Genomic DNA, 14760 nt, shown 5'->3' with positions numbered 1-14760 from the left:
GGCATTACCAGGGAATCGACTGGCGATCGCGGAAGAACCCACCACTGGGGCTGCCATCGGCCAGGGTTGCCAACCAAACGATCGTATCTGCTCCTTCCTGCACCGATCGCGCCGCACTAGAACCGCCCATATCCGTGCGTACCCAACCAGGACAAACTGAATTTACCAAAATATTAGTGCCAACTAGCTCGGCGTTAAGAATCCTGGTCACCGCATTAAGCGCAGTTTTGGAAATTCGATAGGAGGCATATTGTCCGCCCATGTCGTCTAGCTGTCCCATCCCCGACGACACATTCACAATCCGGCCATAATTATTCGCCTTCATGAATGGCACTGCCACCTGCGCCATATTCAAAGCGCCCAGGGTATTGGTATTGAGGGTATGGCGAATGATATCTAGATCGGCATTAAAAATAGTGCCACTGTCGGCATCGGGGAAAATACCTGCATTATTGACCAAGACATCCCAATGCCCATAAGTATCACGCACATAGCCAGTTAATTCACTAATGCTCAACGGATTGGTTACATCAAGCTGATGATAATCAACTGGAATACCATCTTCTTTTAACTTGGCAGCTACTGGTTCTCCCTTGAGGCGATCGCGGCTGGTCAGAATCACCTGCAAGCCCTTTTCTACTAATTGAATTCCTGTTTCTAGTCCTAGCCCCTTATAGGAACCAGTAATCACGGCAACACGTTTGGCTTCACTCATATGTTTTTGGTGTGGGTTAGTTTGGCATCTCGATTAAGAGAGCATTTATGTTTAGGGTAGCTGATTCTGCCCACTGCTTACCTAATTACCCATAATTACCCATAATTACCCACATAAACGTAAATTTCCTTTACTGATTGGGCTGCCATTGGAAACCCAACCCTCGATCGGCGCGGTGATTTTCAGCCAATCGCGGTCATTGGCGGTAATAATCAGGGCAGGATAACCAACTGGTTCGACTTCGGTTTGATTTGCCACCACGCCCAGGCGACGCGAATTAAAACCCGGCTCCGATCGCACCACCAAGCCATTGCCTACTGGCGAATCAACCAGCAAACAGGTAACAATATTCAGACTGCGCCGCACTGCGGTACTACTAAAGCGATGCACAAACCGTTGATTTTGCCAGCAACCAAATTCCACCCGCCCGGTGCCAATTTCTTGCAGGGAATTATCTAACCGAAACCAATAATCTACTTCCCCCGACTCCAGGCCAGTATCGCGTTGACAAATGGCCTCAAATTCCATGTAGCCGCCTAGCTCCAGATTAGAAAATCCCGCATCAAAGTCGGCTGCATCACGGCGGGAATCATCAAACCATAGGCTCCAGCCTGGCTCAGCCCTGGGCGGTACTCCATTGGGGGAGAGCTTGACGTTTTCAGAAGTGCATCTAACCCTGCCCTCGCCAGCATCACAGTTATATTTTTGAGCGAAGGCGGATTTTGGCCTGGTAACGGCGATCGGTGCGATCATGATTACTAGGCAAGCGATCGCAGTGACTTTTAGTAAATGTGGCGATCGTTTGAACAGGAGAAACATTAGCCAAATAGTGTTAATTTGCTTGAGCATAACCGATCGGCCTGCTAATATTGCCGCGCAAGTCAATTTAGCTAAAATAACCTAAATTTAAATAATTAAGGCAAAATTACCGCGATCGCCAAAATATCGGCATAATACATGAGTTGCAGTTGCCAGCATAATTGCTTAAAGCTTAAATTGTTGCCTGTGACCGGGTAAATTTAGCTTGGCGTTAAATCAACCTGGCCATAGCAGATAGCAGCTTGAAACCCGTTAATTCCATATCAACCTGAGATAGCTAAATCATCATGGCACAACTGAAGGTTATTCACGACACCTATCTAAAGCGTAGCGATCGGCAACAGGCTGCCCAGCTACCGGAGAATCAAAAACAATTTGTGTCGGCTGGTAATTCCTTTGTCTTGCACTCCTACGCTGAACCAGACAATGCCCATGTTAAGGTGGCGCTCAAGGATATTGAATTCAAAGGGTTTAACACCTGGTATGCCTATGTGGGGCATGTGGAAATTACGGTATCTGAAACCATTAAGGCTTATCGAGATTTAGCGCTCGATCGGCTTGAACAACTAATGCTAGCCTTGCCGCAGGAATCCCAGGAAGCGGATTATTTTGTGGATAAATATTTGCGGATTTATTCTGGCCTGCCCGATCGCCCTGAAGATGCTCTGCCCTATCGCGGTTTGTATGGTACTAATGCCAGCATGGATGACTATCGCAATGCGGCGGTGTCTCGGCTGAAGCAATTAATTCTAGAATTGCTCAAATATGAAGAAGTTGATGTGGAGGTGGATGCCCAGATTCGCAAGTTGTCGAATTTGCCACCCAAAGCTGCCGAGCATGATCCCTATGTACGTTTGTTTGAGCTGAAAACTGCTGAGCCTGATCCGCTCGATCCCGACCCTGGCGTGGTGATTACTCCCGGTAGTGAATATGTCACAACCGCACAATTACTTACGATCGCTGGCACCAGGGATTTAGTCGATCGCTTCGAGGCACTTACCCCCGGTGTTAATGCCACCCTGGAGCGCTACAACATTACTACCTATCTGCGGATTACCCATTTTCTGGCTCAGGTAATGCATGAAAGTGGTGGGTTTCGTTACTTAAAAGAACTCTGGGGGCCAACGGCGGCTCAAGCTGGTTATGAGGGGCGATCGGACTTGGGCAATACTCAGTCCGGTGATGGATTTCGGTTCCGTGGTCGCGGCTTGATCCAACTCACTGGGCGGTATAACTATCGTCTTTTTTCCAATGATATTGGCGTGGACTTTGTCAGCAATCCCGACCTGGTGGCGCAACCACCCTATGCGGTGCTGGCAGCGGGCTGGTTCTGGGATCGCAATAACATCAATGCCCTGGCTGATATTGATGATGCCTATGCGGTGACGCGCCGGATCAATGGTGGCTTAAATGGAATTAACGATCGCCTAGATTATCTCCACTATGCCAAAATCACGCTTTAAATCACGCCTTAAATCACACTTTGAATAATGCCTGATCGCCATAATTCGTTACTTTGGTTACGATCGATAACTGCATATTGGTCTATTTAGTTTTATTTAGGATGGTGACGGTTTTATTGTTTTATTTTTATTGTTTTATTAAAGCAAGGCCGATCGGTTTAAACCTGACAGATTAAATTTGACGGAGGATTATGCAGCCGTAAAGATTTTTAGGATCGTTGCTGAGCTGATACAGTAAAACCTTTATCCAGTGGAATGGTTTGTCCAGGCTAAATCATTGCCTTGTAGTCTAAACTGGTAGATTACTTCCCAATATTTTCAACATGGGTGATCAATTATGGTTACACCAATGTTTGGTAACAGTCCGCTCAACGAGTAAGCACAACAACACCTAAGCCAATTAAATAGAATTAATGACCAGAGAAGACTTTGAGGTTGGTTCTGCCAAAAGTTTGATTCAAGCGCAAGGAAAAATACCGCAAATAGATGTAATTAGAGGGATCGCCATCATTGGTGTATTTCTCTATCACCTCTATGGGGCAGTGTTTGGCATCGATAATTTTCAGTGGGCGGGGGATTTTAAGGACTACGGCGCAATTCCCAGCAAGTGGTTTGCCGTCTTTTATCCCTATCACTTTGGCTTTTTAGGGGTGCCACTTTTTTTTATATTATCTGGTTTTTGTATTCATTTATCTTTTTTAAAGAAAGAAAAATATAGCCATGAAAAGGGTGGCAAAATCAATCTAGCTACCTATACTAAGCAATTTTTAGTCAAACGCTTGATCCGTATTTATCCGATCTATTTGATCGCATTACTATTATTTATATTTGTAATCCCGATCGCGCCATTGGAACCAGCCCAAAGGTCTCTGCAACTGTGGCTACACATATTCATGGTGCATAATTTTCATCAGGATACTTTCTATGGTGTAAATCCTTCATTCTGGTCGATCGCCGTTGAATTTCAACTCTATTTAATCTATCCTATTTTGCTGTATTTTCGTTCCAAATTTGGAATTGGCAAAACTATTTTTCTAATCACTTTTTTTAGTCTTTCCTATGGTCAAATTGCCTATGCGGCGGATTTGCAAATCCAATCGATCGCCCCCCACAGCTATGTAATCGGTGGTTTGACTATTTTTTCTAAGATGCCATTTATTTTTTGGTGGATTCAATGGGCGGCGGGGGCATTTCTGGCTGAAAGTATGTTTAAGGGCAAAACCATATTTGAGCCTAATGCTAGACAAATCGGTCTAATTATGATTACGTCGCTGATTAGTTCGCAATACAATCCAGCGTATGTCTTCCATATATTTGTATTTGTATTGTTATCAATTATCTGGATTCAAAACTACACATTGATCAAAAGAAAAATCAACCAAATTGAAATAGTTTTGGCCAACATTGGTGTGGTTTCTTATTCATTTTATTTGGTGCATCAGCCGCTCTTAATTCATTTTCCAAACTGGATTTCCAAGTTACCAAAGCTCCAGTTCAACTATCTCCAAAATCCATTTTTATCCTGCACTCTAATTGGCTTGTTGTTGTTTATCCCAATATATTTAATCAGCTTAGCGTTGCTCCACAGGATCGAAGTGCCAACCTATAGGCTAGCCATAAAATTAAGTGATAAGCTGAAACGGTAAATTTTTGCCTCAGTTTTGATACAGGTTTTGGATTCAAGATGGGGCGATCGTTCTGGTTATCTGGTTAAGGCAATGATTAGCTGTAGTAGTTGTGGCTATGCAAATCCGGCGGGGCATAATTTTTGTCAGAATTGCGGCAGTAGGCTGGCAGAAGTTGCGGCGAAGATTGATCCTCCGCCAACGGTGAGCCCTAATGAAACTGTTGGCAATAAAACTATTGGTAAAAATATAAAGGGAGTTAGTGATGATGACTCCAACGATAGTAGTGAAGGCATATCCACAAGCCAAGCCGAGCTAAATCAACAGGCAGAGGCGAATTTGCCAGCACTGAGCCAATCGATTGAATTAGATCATGATGCTGGTTCTGATCAAAATCAAAATAGAGATGTTGATCTAGAGCAAAAGGCTCAAGCAGAATCAGAGGATCAACCAGACAGTGAACTAAAGCCTAATGCGATCGCTACTACGGTGCAAATTCTGCGCCAACCCAAAACAGACGAAGAAGGCGATCGCTCTGAAGTTTCTGGTAACGTGGATGCTCAACCAACGCAGCAATCTAGCCCCGCACCGATCGCGCCAGATCTTGATAGTGAACTTGAGTTGACAGGTGATTCAGGTGATGTTGTAGAGCAAGCAGAGCCGGTTCAGGCAAAAAATATCAATCTGGAGCAAGCTGATGCTGACCTAGATATTGATCCAGATATAGAGATACCAAATATAGAGATACCTACCGAACCAGATCAAGAGGCTCGGTCGGAGTTAGCTCCATCTTCGGATCAAACACCCGATCAAATGCTCGATCCTGATCAAGTGCCAACCCTGGAAATTGAGAATTTGTCACCAGCGGCAGCGATCGAAGGCGATCGACCAGAACCGGAAAATCTAAATCTAGAGAATCAAGATCAACCAAGCAATCAAGAGCTTAGCCTCGATCCAGAAGCTGATCTTATGGCACAAGCGGAACTAGAAAACCCGATCGATCCATTGCCACCCACCCATCCCGATCGCCAGATTGAGCCCTCTATCCATGAGCAAGCTCTAGATCAGTCTGAAGAAGCTGATCAGATCGACAATTTGGATGAAAATCAAGTCCCCACCATAACTGGGCTTGTTTCCACAGAACCAGATACCTCAGATCAGCCAGATAAACTCACTCCAGACTACTGCCTGAGTGAACTTCAATCCGCTGGGTTGAGTGATGTGGGGGCTCAGCGAGAGCATAACGAAGATGCATTCTGGGCAAAAAGCCAAGCGATCGCCACCGAGAGTGATCACAAGGGCTTAATTCAAGCGATCCAGGGGGTATTTATCCTCTGTGATGGTATGGGTGGGCATGAATCCGGCGAAGTGGCTAGTCGTACTGCAATTGATAGCATTGCCGAAGGATTTACGCCTTTCTGGCAGGAAGATAGCATCCCCGGTGAGCAAACCCTTGCTGATATTATTACTGCCGCCAATCAAGCTATTTTTAGCCTGAATGAGCTGGAGCAAAGACGCTCGGCCGCCAGAATGGGAACAACTGTGGTGGTATTAGCGGTCTATGATACGACCGTGGCGATCGCCCATGTGGGAGACAGTCGCATCTACAAAATTACGGCCAGTGAACTAAATCAAATTACTCAAGATCATGAAGTGGCTAATCAATTGATCGCCCAGGGGGTAGCAGAGGATATGGCCAAGGCCAGACCTGATGCCCATCAACTTACCCAAGCCCTGGGTCCCAGAGCGAATGCCCAGATTAATCCAACCGTGCAATTTTTAGAGCTAGAGCAAGATACCTTGTTTCTGCTTTGTTCCGATGGGTTGAGCGATAATGAAGTAGTTGAACAATATTGGCGATCGCATTTGTTGCCGCTGCTTGAGCCTGGGGCTGACCTCAAAAATGGTGTTACCAATTTGATTAACCTGGGTAATAAGCTGAATGGTCATGATAATTTGAGCGCGATCGTAGTTAGATGCAGAGTTGGATCGATCACAAATTAAGTCTCACCGCCTATTTTCAACCTATGCTCTCTGTTCATCTCTGGCGATCGGCAAAAACACCCTCACTAAAAGTAGGGCGACGAAGTGGCCAGCTACAAAAAACACGCCAAATTGTGAAGAGTTGGAATTTCGCCGATCGTAACGTGATCAAAATTGGTCGTGCCGCCGACAACGATGTGATTCTGGCTCATCCGGCCGTATCTCGATATCATGCTGAGCTCAGCCACGACAATGAGGCCAATGGTTGGCGTTATCGGAACCTGGGCGTAAATCATACCTACTGGCAAGATCAAAAAGTCGATCGTCTGGTGGTAAGCGATCACATCGAGCTGCGCCTAGCTCACAATGGACCAATGCTTGAGTTTCAGGTGGAATCTGCACCAGAGCGACCAGAAATCTGCCTGCATGAGAACAATGAGCCACAGGACTTGTTTTGTAAGCATTGCGGTACACCGTTGCAGATGCTACGTGAGATTAATCAATATCAAGTGCTACAAACCCTGGGACAAGGGGGGATGGGAACCACCTATCAAGTATGGAGTCCAGATCGTGGCTTGCAGGTACTCAAGGAAATGAACGCCGATTTGATTCGTAATACTAAGGCGATCGAACTGTTTGAGCGGGAAGCAAATATACTCAAACGATTGCGACATCGGGGGATTCCGCGCTTCTATGACTTCTTTGCGATCGACAATAAGAAGTATTTAGTCATGTCCGTAATTCATGGCCAAGATTTGGAACAATTGATCAAAGTTAATGACTCAGTTTCACCCACTCAGGCGATTACCTGGATGATTCAGCTCTGCGATATTTTGAGCTACTTGCATAATCAAGTACCACCAATTATTCACCGCGATGTGAAGCCTGCAAATTTAATTGTGCGCAGTGTGGATCAATCTTTGGTGCTGGTGGACTTTGGCGCAGTGAAAGAGATTAGCGTTCATACTGGCACGATGATTGGTGCACCCAGTTACACAGCGCCCGAACAGGCCAGAGGTAGACCAGTGATCCAATCGGATTTGTATGCGATCGCGCCTACCCTGGTTTATTTGCTCACGGGCGATGATCCAGCCTTTTATCTGGAAGATCGCGGCGATGGTAGTCGCATGTATATTGATCACCTACTCAACCTACCGCTGGGACTGGCTGACTTGGTAGCCAAGTTGAGTGCGCCGATCCCTGGCGATCGCTATCAAAATGCAAAACAGGTAGCAGAGGCGTTGAAGGTATGTTTAAGTTTCGATCGGCAGTTCTAAATCATGTCTAAATCATGGACGCAATTCCCGATTAACAATGGCTAGAATGTATATCTATGCTTTGTTGTGTGAATATACTGGCACAAAAAACAATCGGGTAAATTATTGAATGCTATGGCACTCTTATATTTATCTGTAAAAACAACTCACAGTTAATTACAAATTTTCTGAACAACTTTAAATTTAATAGCTTAAAATTGTTAAGGTGGGTAAACGGGCAGGAACAAGCTTGAAACAAAACTTCACTCCTAGCTCCCATTGCGCTAAAAGTTAGGCCGATTAAGGTCTGCTCTTAACCATTTGTTAAACGGGATTCCCTTGATTCTCAAGCTTACTGGATTGCAGTTTAGGCGAAAAATAAGTGAAGAAGCCGAATTTATGTCTGTTGCATTTAAATTTGGTTAATGTCAAAACAAGCTGGAACAGAGATTTACGAGCGATTGTAAAACAACGATTTAAAAACATAGTGCGAAAGGGAAAAACACCAAAAAACACTGGTTCGATCGATTTACAGCATAAATTCTGATCTGTTCATCACTGTGATAGCAAAGAGTGATGGTAAATATAGGCTTAAACTAATGATAACCAGGTTAAAGATAAGCATTTGACAGCAGGCTGATTAAGGATTTACATGTAATTGCAATTAGGCCAAAAAATGACCAAATATCCCAGCATATGACCACTGGCTATGTCCTTTGGCTAGCTAACTTAGCTCCACAGACAGAAGACATGATCTAAAATCTGAGTGACTATCAAAAAGGTGTGTTGAGCTGCCAGGATTCGATCCCATGTCTCAGGTGCGCGTTCCTGAGGCGTTTCAGAATGAGAATAAGTATAAATATTGTATTACGTTAATAATTAAATCTAAGAACCTAAAAATGACCACTAGTTATCGTCAATCTAAGTTCATCAACCCAGACCAAGATCCCAATCGTGATCTAACCAGCTTTACGGCTAAAGAGAATGGAAGTGTTGGTAAGCCAATTTCCAAAGTAATCCGGGAACGGCTCAAGTCCCTTGGCGTGAAGTATTTTGCCAATGACAGCATTGCTGAATATATTAGCGATGGTGAAAGAGAAGAGTTAAAGCTGGAGATCGAGGATAAGCTGCAAGGGTTGTTTGATGCGCTAGTAATTGACACTGATAACGATCACAATACCCATGAGACTGCCTTTCGGATGGCAAAAATGTACGTGGATGAGGTATTCAAGGGTCGCTATCACCCGATGCCGAAGGTAACGGATTTCCCCAATGCCAAAGCACTCGACGAGATTTATGTATTAGGCCCGATCTCAGTGCGTTCCGCTTGCTCCCATCACTTTGTGCCAATTATTGGCCATGCCTGGTTGGGGATTGTGCCTAGCGATCGGGTAATAGGTATTTCCAAGTTCAATCGGATTGTGGATTGGGTGCTCAGCCGTCCCCACATTCAAGAAGAAGCGGCGGTGATGGTGGCCGATACGATCGAAAGATTGATTCAGCCCCGTGGTTTGGCCTTTGTAATCAAGGCACAACATATGTGCATGAGCTGGCGCGGCGTAAAAGAGCCGGAAACCCAGATGACCAACTCGATCGTGCGCGGCACCTTCCGCGAAGACCCAACTGCTAAGAAGGAATTCTTTGATCTTATTCGCGGTCATGGCTTTTAATGGTTAGTGGTTGGCAATTTCCTGCAACTAATTAACTTGCCCAGAGATCCTGGATATTCTGAATATTTTGTATGAATAAATGGCTCACCTTACTGCTCTGTGCAGTTTTGACCCTGACGATCGCCATTGCCGGTCCTGCTAGCGCTAGTTTGCAAGACGACCATTATGATGGCAACATATTTGCTCTCTATGGCGGTAATGGTTCGTTAGTGCCACCCCGATCGAATTTAGCTCAATCATTGCGGATCGATCGCCCTGCGATGCTGGTTTTCTATCTTGATGACAGCTCTGATTGTAAGCTCTATACCCCGGTTATTAATCAGGTGCAGGCTTTCTATGGTCGGGCGATCACGATTATTCCGGTGGCAGTAGATAGCTTGAACTTAGATCGTGATAACTATGCGCCTACCGATGAGGCAAACTACTATCGTGGGCTGGTGCCGCAGACTGTTTTGATTGCTGGTAATGGCGATGTGTTGTTAGATCAAGCGGGGATTTTAGCCTACGATGCGATCGACCAACCTCTGCGCCAGTATTTTGATCTGCCAGCACCATCTCCTGATGATCCGCAATTCCGTAATCCCTATGAAACTCAGATCAATGAGTTTAATCCTTAATTTTTTTGGTTGGCTTTGGGCTTAAGGCTAGGGCTGTGAGTCAAGCCATCATCACCCACAATCTAAGTTAGGGGTTTTGGGTTAGGAACTAGGCGATCGGGTTAGCAACTTTTAGCTAGCTTGATTAGCTCTACCTGAAATTTGATTTTAAGATTACTGCTGGTCTGTTCTTTCGTTTGACGATGTGTAGATTAATCATAGTCAGCTATGCAAAGTGATCCTGGAAGCGAAGATAAAGTAAATGATCATGATCGTCAGGCAAATGATGCGATCGAGACGATCTTACCCCCAGATCAGCAAGATCAAGGTGCTGAGGCGGTAGAAATTGACTGCCATATTTCTGAGCAAGATCATGCCCTTGGCGTTAAGGGAGTCAATCGAGCCCTAGCCACCTGTGCCCAAAAGCTGCACATTGACACGATTCAAAGACATATTTTTCTTTGCGCCGACCAAACCAAGCCCAAGTGCTGCCAGAAGGAAGTAGGTTTGCAGTCGTGGGATTACCTGAAGCGGCGAATCAATGAATTAAAACTGGGTGTTAAGGTATTTCGCACCAAGGCCAATTGCCTGCGGGTGTGCGATCGTGGTCCGATTATGGTGATTTATCCCGATGGCGTTTGGTATCACTCCGTTACGGAAGCAGCGATCGAGCGGATTTTGCAAGAACATGTGATTGGTGGCCAGGTAGTGCAAGATTTGGCCTTTGTGATCACTAATAGCGACAAGGCGATTTTGCCATTAGCAACCTCAACATCAGAAACAGAAACCTCGTCAACAAAGTCCCCCTCCGGCAAAGATGTGGCAGCTCCTAGCTGAAGATCGCCTTTTCCAACTGACGTAAGGCCACTTCTAATTCATTATTAATTACCGTAAAATCAAACTCATCCGCCGCTTCAACTTCTTCCCTGGCTCTGGCCAAGCGCTTAGCGATCGCTGCTTCTGCATCCTGCTCCCGCCCCCGCAATCGTTGCTCCAAAATTTCCATTGATGGCGGTGCCACAAACACCCGCAGCGCATCGGCATAGTTTTTAGCTATTTGTCTTGCCCCCACTAGCTCAATTTCCAGAATCACGGTCTGCCCCAGGTTAATCCATTCCTCGACCGTATCGCGGGGTGTGCCATAGAGATTGCCAGCATATTCTGCCCATTCTAGAAAATCTCCTGCTTCGATCGCCGCCTCAAATTTTTTACGCGTCCAGAAGAAATAATCACGTCCATCAACTTCACCAGGGCGAGGACGACGGGTGGTGGCTGAGATTGAAAATAGGATCTGACCGGGGTAGCGATCGCTGAGCATTTTCAGCAAAGTCCCCTTGCCCACGCCACTGGGGCCAGAAATGACTACTAATTTACCCCGATTTTTTAACAAGTTATTCGGCGACTGCATCCTTGGCAACTACAAAACGATTAGCAACTGTCTCCGGCTGGATTGCCGACAGGATAACATGACTAGAGTCCATAATTATCACTGCTCTGGTACGACGGCCATAGGTAGCGTCTACCAGTTGCCCCCGCTCACGGGCATCGGAAATGATGCGCTTAATCGGTGCAGATTCAGGGCTAACGATCGCCACCACCCGACTAGCTGCCACGATGTTGCCAAAGCCAATGTTAATGAGCTTAATATCCATGACTAAATCCTCCTCAATAAGAGGCAAACAATGGCGGATTCAAACGATTTTGGCGCAAATTTGCCCTCTATTATAGCGATTAGTGCTAATCCTATCCGTATTCTAGGACGCTCTAAATGGATTTAGCTGGATAAGTTGGTGTTTTCCCCTGACAGTTGCTCGAATCTGAGCTTGAAGCCAAAGGACAAGATAATGGTCACAAAGACAATGGCGAGAGGAGATCGCAGAGAAATAGCCCTAAACAAAGATGGGCAATCTATGCAAACTAGAACCCATCATCAAAATAATAATTTAACTGGTTGAATAGAGCTAACAATAAAGTCTTGGTCAGAAATCATTGCAGTTCAAGAATTACGTTCCAGGGGCGTTGTTGCATAAAAGAAACGGAGCGGTAGGTTATGGTACGTTTTAACTACCATGAAAAAACCCCCACAATACCGCGTCCGCAACTGGCAAGAGTATAACAAAAGCCTCAAACAGAGAGGAAGTCTAATTTTCTGGATTAGCAAGGAGGCAATAGAGATGTGGCTAGAGCCAGAGCGATCCGGCAACAGAGGCGCATCAAACAGATACAGTGACCAAGCGATTGCGACGATTGCGATGCTCAAGAGCATATATGGATTGGCAGGCAGACAAGTCACCGGTTTGGTCGAATCATTATTTACCCTGATGAACATAGACTTACCGGTGCCAGACCACAGCACAGTTTCAAGACGGATGGGCAAATTAGCGATCGAGTTACCCCATCAAAAGACTCAGGCAGCGAGACATGTGGTGGTTGATAGCACCGGCGTGAAAGTTTACGGAGAGGGAGAGTGGAAAACGCGTCAGCATGGCATAGGTAAGCGTCGCACCTGGCGTAAAATTCATCTGGGCGTAGATGAGTCAAGCGGTGAAATTCTTGCGGCAGCGGTTACCAGCAACCAATATCATGATGGCCAAATTCTACCTGAACTGCTTAATCAGATTGAGGATGAAATTAAGCAAGTATCTGGGGATGGTGCGTATGACCATCGTGACTGTTATGATGCAATCTCTGCTAGACAAGCCCAGTCAGTAATTCCACCACGCAAAAATGCCAAAATTTGGCAACATGGCAATTGTAAAGCACCACCGCATCCGCGTGACCAAAATTTACGGCGCATCCGTAAGGTTGGTCGTGCCAAGTGGAAACGAGAGACTGGCTATCATCGGCGCTCACTGGCAGAGACTACTATGTTTAGATTGAAGACTATTTTTGGCGGTAAGTTACGCTCACGAAATTTTGATAATCAAGCGGTGGAGCTGTTTTTACAGTGCGTGGCTCTTAATCGTATGATGATGCTATGCAAGCCTGATTCTTACCTGGTTGAAGACTAAATTGGAGAATCTTGGCAGGAGTATTGTCCCTTTCTTCGATTCATGCAACAAAGCCCGTTCCAGGTATAAAAACAGCTAACAAAATTCTCAAGCATATACATGGTATCAGTTCCGTATCAGTTCTTCACTCAATCATTAACCTGTCCCAGTGCCAACTCCAACTGCACACAGACTATGCTGGGGTGAGTTGCTGCATCTTTTCTTCGAGGGAGCCCATCAGTGAATCAAAGGGTTTAATAAACTTTTCGATCCCTTCGTCCTCAAGCTGCTTCATTACTTGATTTAGATCGATGCCCAGTTTTTGCACAGTGGCAACTACTTCTTCGGCTTGCTCGACATTAATTTCAATTCGATCTTCAATGTCACAGTGATCAATACAGGCGGCGATCGTTTCCGGGGGCATGGTGTTGACAGTATGATCTCCGACCAGATTATCCACATACATCACATCGCTGTAGGTGGGGTTCTTGGTGCTGGTACTAGCCCACAGCAAGCGCTGCTCATTAGCACCCTTGGCTAGCAGAGCCTGCCAACGATCGCTGGCATAGATGTCCTTATACGTCTGATAAGCAATTTTGGCATTGGCGATCGCCACCTTGCCCATCAAGGAATTGATCGTGGTTTTCTCGGCTTCATCACTAGTTTGTGCTAGCAAGTCCTCTAGTTTTTGGTCTACTAAAACATCAATCCGGCTGAGGAAAAAGCTGGCCACCGAAGTCACCTTGCTGATGTCCTTGCCTTGAGCCACTCTCGATTCCAAGCCCTTGATGTATGCCCAGGCGGATTTTTCATAATCTTCGACCGCAAATAGCAGGGTCACATTAACCGGAATACCCTCAGCCGTAACCCGCTCGATCGCTGGGAAGCCTTCCGCCGTGCCAGGGATCTTAATCATGACATTGGGGCGATCGACTGCCTCCGAAAATCGCAGCGCCTCGGCGATCGTGCCAGTGGTATCACGGGCTAGCTTAGGCGAAACTTCGATCGATACATAGCCATCTTGGCCACCGGAGGCTTCATAAATTGGCTTTAGTAAGTCGGCGGCATCTTGAATGTCTTTAAATGCCAGAGATTCATAGATTTCGTTAGCAGATTTGCCAGCTTTAATTCCAGCTAAAATCGCTTCGTCGTAGACTTCATTACCAGCGATCGCTTTTTGAAAAATTGCTGGATTCGAGGTAATGCCTCTTATGCCTTGATTCTCGATCATTTCGGCTAGCTCGCCCGATTGAATAATCGATCGGCTCAGGTTATCCAGCCATACGCTCTGGCCGTGGTCGCGTAGTTCGAGGAGATGATTAGTTGTCATGATTACTCTACCTGCTTTGCGTTAATAACTGCTTATGTCCCTATGTTAAACGCTGGTTTTGAATAACTAGCTCTGTTTCACATAGTCTTTGTTGTTCAGCTTAAGGTGTAATTTTGAATTTAGTATGAATAGCCAATTAATGTTGATTGAATAACCAGCCAGCAAAGCATTAGTTTCACCTCTGTGATTATTTCGCTGATCATTAGAACTCTTGTGAACGTTAATGATCAAGACAAAAGCATTACGATCGCAGCTAAGATCTGGGCATTTCATCATCCATGGATGAAAATACCGCTACCAAAAATATCAAGCA

Annotated in this window: 13 protein-coding genes; 8 read left to right on the top strand and 5 right to left on the bottom strand. The window is 45.5% G+C overall.

The window, feature by feature from the left end:
• Positions 1 to 4: 4 nt before the first annotated feature.
• Together PSE7367_RS17965 and PSE7367_RS17960 are read right to left on the bottom strand one after the other, a co-directional pair.
• Entirely contained in the window at positions 5 to 715 is a 711-nt protein-coding gene (locus tag PSE7367_RS17965; protein WP_015166760.1) for an SDR family oxidoreductase, read from the bottom strand.
• A gap of 105 nt (positions 716 to 820) precedes the next feature.
• On the bottom strand, positions 821 to 1534 hold the full coding sequence (locus tag PSE7367_RS17960; protein ID WP_198013427.1) for an SH3 domain-containing protein: 714 nt from the start codon (positions 1532 to 1534) through the stop codon (positions 821 to 823).
• 287 nt (positions 1535 to 1821) lie between these two features.
• Between PSE7367_RS17960 and PSE7367_RS22560 the strand changes: the two genes are divergently transcribed.
• The 7 genes from PSE7367_RS22560 (at position 1822) to PSE7367_RS21315 (ending at position 10964) form a co-directional block, all read left to right on the top strand.
• On the top strand, positions 1822 to 2997 hold the full coding sequence (locus tag PSE7367_RS22560; protein WP_015166758.1) for a glycoside hydrolase family 19 protein: 1176 nt from the start codon (positions 1822 to 1824) through the stop codon (positions 2995 to 2997).
• Between the two features lie 413 nt (positions 2998 to 3410).
• Entirely contained in the window at positions 3411 to 4643 is a 1233-nt protein-coding gene (locus PSE7367_RS17950; protein WP_015166757.1) for an acyltransferase family protein, read from the top strand.
• Between the two features lie 27 nt (positions 4644 to 4670).
• Positions 4671 to 6626, top strand: a complete 1956-nt coding sequence (locus PSE7367_RS20765; protein ID WP_051038039.1) for a serine/threonine phosphatase — start codon at positions 4671 to 4673, stop codon at positions 6624 to 6626.
• Positions 6599 to 7882 carry a protein kinase domain-containing protein gene (locus PSE7367_RS17940; protein ID WP_015166755.1) on the top strand — a complete coding sequence of 428 codons (1284 nt, stop codon included), beginning with the start codon at positions 6599 to 6601 and terminating at the stop codon, positions 7880 to 7882. Before PSE7367_RS20765 ends, PSE7367_RS17940 begins: the two co-directional genes overlap by 28 nt.
• 878 nt (positions 7883 to 8760) lie before the next feature.
• On the top strand, positions 8761 to 9531 hold the full coding sequence (gene folE, locus PSE7367_RS17935) for a GTP cyclohydrolase I (RefSeq protein ID WP_041698605.1): 771 nt from the start codon (positions 8761 to 8763) through the stop codon (positions 9529 to 9531).
• A 71-nt stretch (positions 9532 to 9602) separates the two neighbouring features.
• Entirely contained in the window at positions 9603 to 10148 is a 546-nt protein-coding gene (locus PSE7367_RS17930) for a thylakoid membrane photosystem I accumulation factor (RefSeq protein ID WP_015166753.1), read from the top strand.
• 336 nt (positions 10149 to 10484) lie between these two features.
• The gene (locus tag PSE7367_RS21315) at positions 10485 to 10964 is read left to right on the top strand and encodes a (2Fe-2S) ferredoxin domain-containing protein (protein WP_413773415.1); all 480 of its coding nucleotides are present in this window, start codon (positions 10485 to 10487) and stop codon (positions 10962 to 10964) included.
• Here the strand turns inward: PSE7367_RS21315 and gmk are convergent.
• The gene (gmk, locus tag PSE7367_RS17920; RefSeq protein ID WP_015166751.1) at positions 10957 to 11535 is read right to left on the bottom strand and encodes a guanylate kinase; all 579 of its coding nucleotides are present in this window, start codon (positions 11533 to 11535) and stop codon (positions 10957 to 10959) included. The two genes, PSE7367_RS21315 and gmk, sit on opposite strands and share 8 nt — an antisense overlap.
• Positions 11519 to 11779 (bottom strand): extracellular matrix/biofilm regulator RemA, encoded by a 261-nt coding sequence (remA, locus tag PSE7367_RS17915; protein WP_015166750.1) that lies wholly within the window; start codon positions 11777 to 11779, stop codon positions 11519 to 11521. The genes gmk and remA overlap by 17 nt, the downstream gene beginning before the upstream one ends.
• 417 nt (positions 11780 to 12196) lie before the next feature.
• Here remA and PSE7367_RS17910 point away from each other — a divergent pair, with 417 nt between their 5' ends.
• Positions 12197 to 13138, top strand: a complete 942-nt coding sequence (locus PSE7367_RS17910; protein ID WP_015163958.1) for an IS5 family transposase — start codon at positions 12197 to 12199, stop codon at positions 13136 to 13138.
• A 172-nt stretch (positions 13139 to 13310) separates the two neighbouring features.
• On the opposite strand, the gene tal is transcribed toward PSE7367_RS17910, so the two are convergent.
• Positions 13311 to 14447 carry a transaldolase gene (tal, locus tag PSE7367_RS17905; RefSeq protein WP_015166749.1) on the bottom strand — a complete coding sequence of 379 codons (1137 nt, stop codon included), beginning with the start codon at positions 14445 to 14447 and terminating at the stop codon, positions 13311 to 13313.
• Positions 14448 to 14760 lie beyond the last annotated feature (313 nt).

It is taken from the genome of Pseudanabaena sp. PCC 7367, from assembly GCF_000317065.1.
Taxonomy (GTDB): Bacteria; Cyanobacteriota; Cyanobacteriia; order Pseudanabaenales; family Pseudanabaenaceae; genus Thalassoporum; species Thalassoporum mexicanum.
Note: the sequence above shows the minus strand (reverse complement) of the source record. Positions and strands in the feature narration are given on the sequence as shown.

Coding starts and splice junctions, on each gene's coding strand:
- PSE7367_RS17965 (WP_015166760.1), bottom strand. CDS start 715: ATGAGTGAAGCCAAACGTGTTGCCGTGATTACTGGTTCCTATAAGGGG.
- tal (WP_015166749.1), bottom strand. CDS start 14,447: ATGACAACTAATCATCTCCTCGAACTACGCGACCACGGCCAGAGCGTA.
- PSE7367_RS17950 (WP_015166757.1), top strand. CDS start 3,411: ATGACCAGAGAAGACTTTGAGGTTGGTTCTGCCAAAAGTTTGATTCAA.
- remA (WP_015166750.1), bottom strand. CDS start 11,779: ATGGATATTAAGCTCATTAACATTGGCTTTGGCAACATCGTGGCAGCT.
- gmk (WP_015166751.1), bottom strand. CDS start 11,535: ATGCAGTCGCCGAATAACTTGTTAAAAAATCGGGGTAAATTAGTAGTC.
- PSE7367_RS17910 (WP_015163958.1), top strand. CDS start 12,197: ATGAAAAAACCCCCACAATACCGCGTCCGCAACTGGCAAGAGTATAAC.
- folE (WP_041698605.1), top strand. CDS start 8,761: ATGACCACTAGTTATCGTCAATCTAAGTTCATCAACCCAGACCAAGAT.
- PSE7367_RS17930 (WP_015166753.1), top strand. CDS start 9,603: ATGAATAAATGGCTCACCTTACTGCTCTGTGCAGTTTTGACCCTGACG.
- PSE7367_RS17940 (WP_015166755.1), top strand. CDS start 6,599: ATGCAGAGTTGGATCGATCACAAATTAAGTCTCACCGCCTATTTTCAA.
- PSE7367_RS22560 (WP_015166758.1), top strand. CDS start 1,822: ATGGCACAACTGAAGGTTATTCACGACACCTATCTAAAGCGTAGCGAT.
- PSE7367_RS17960 (WP_198013427.1), bottom strand. CDS start 1,534: ATGTTTCTCCTGTTCAAACGATCGCCACATTTACTAAAAGTCACTGCG.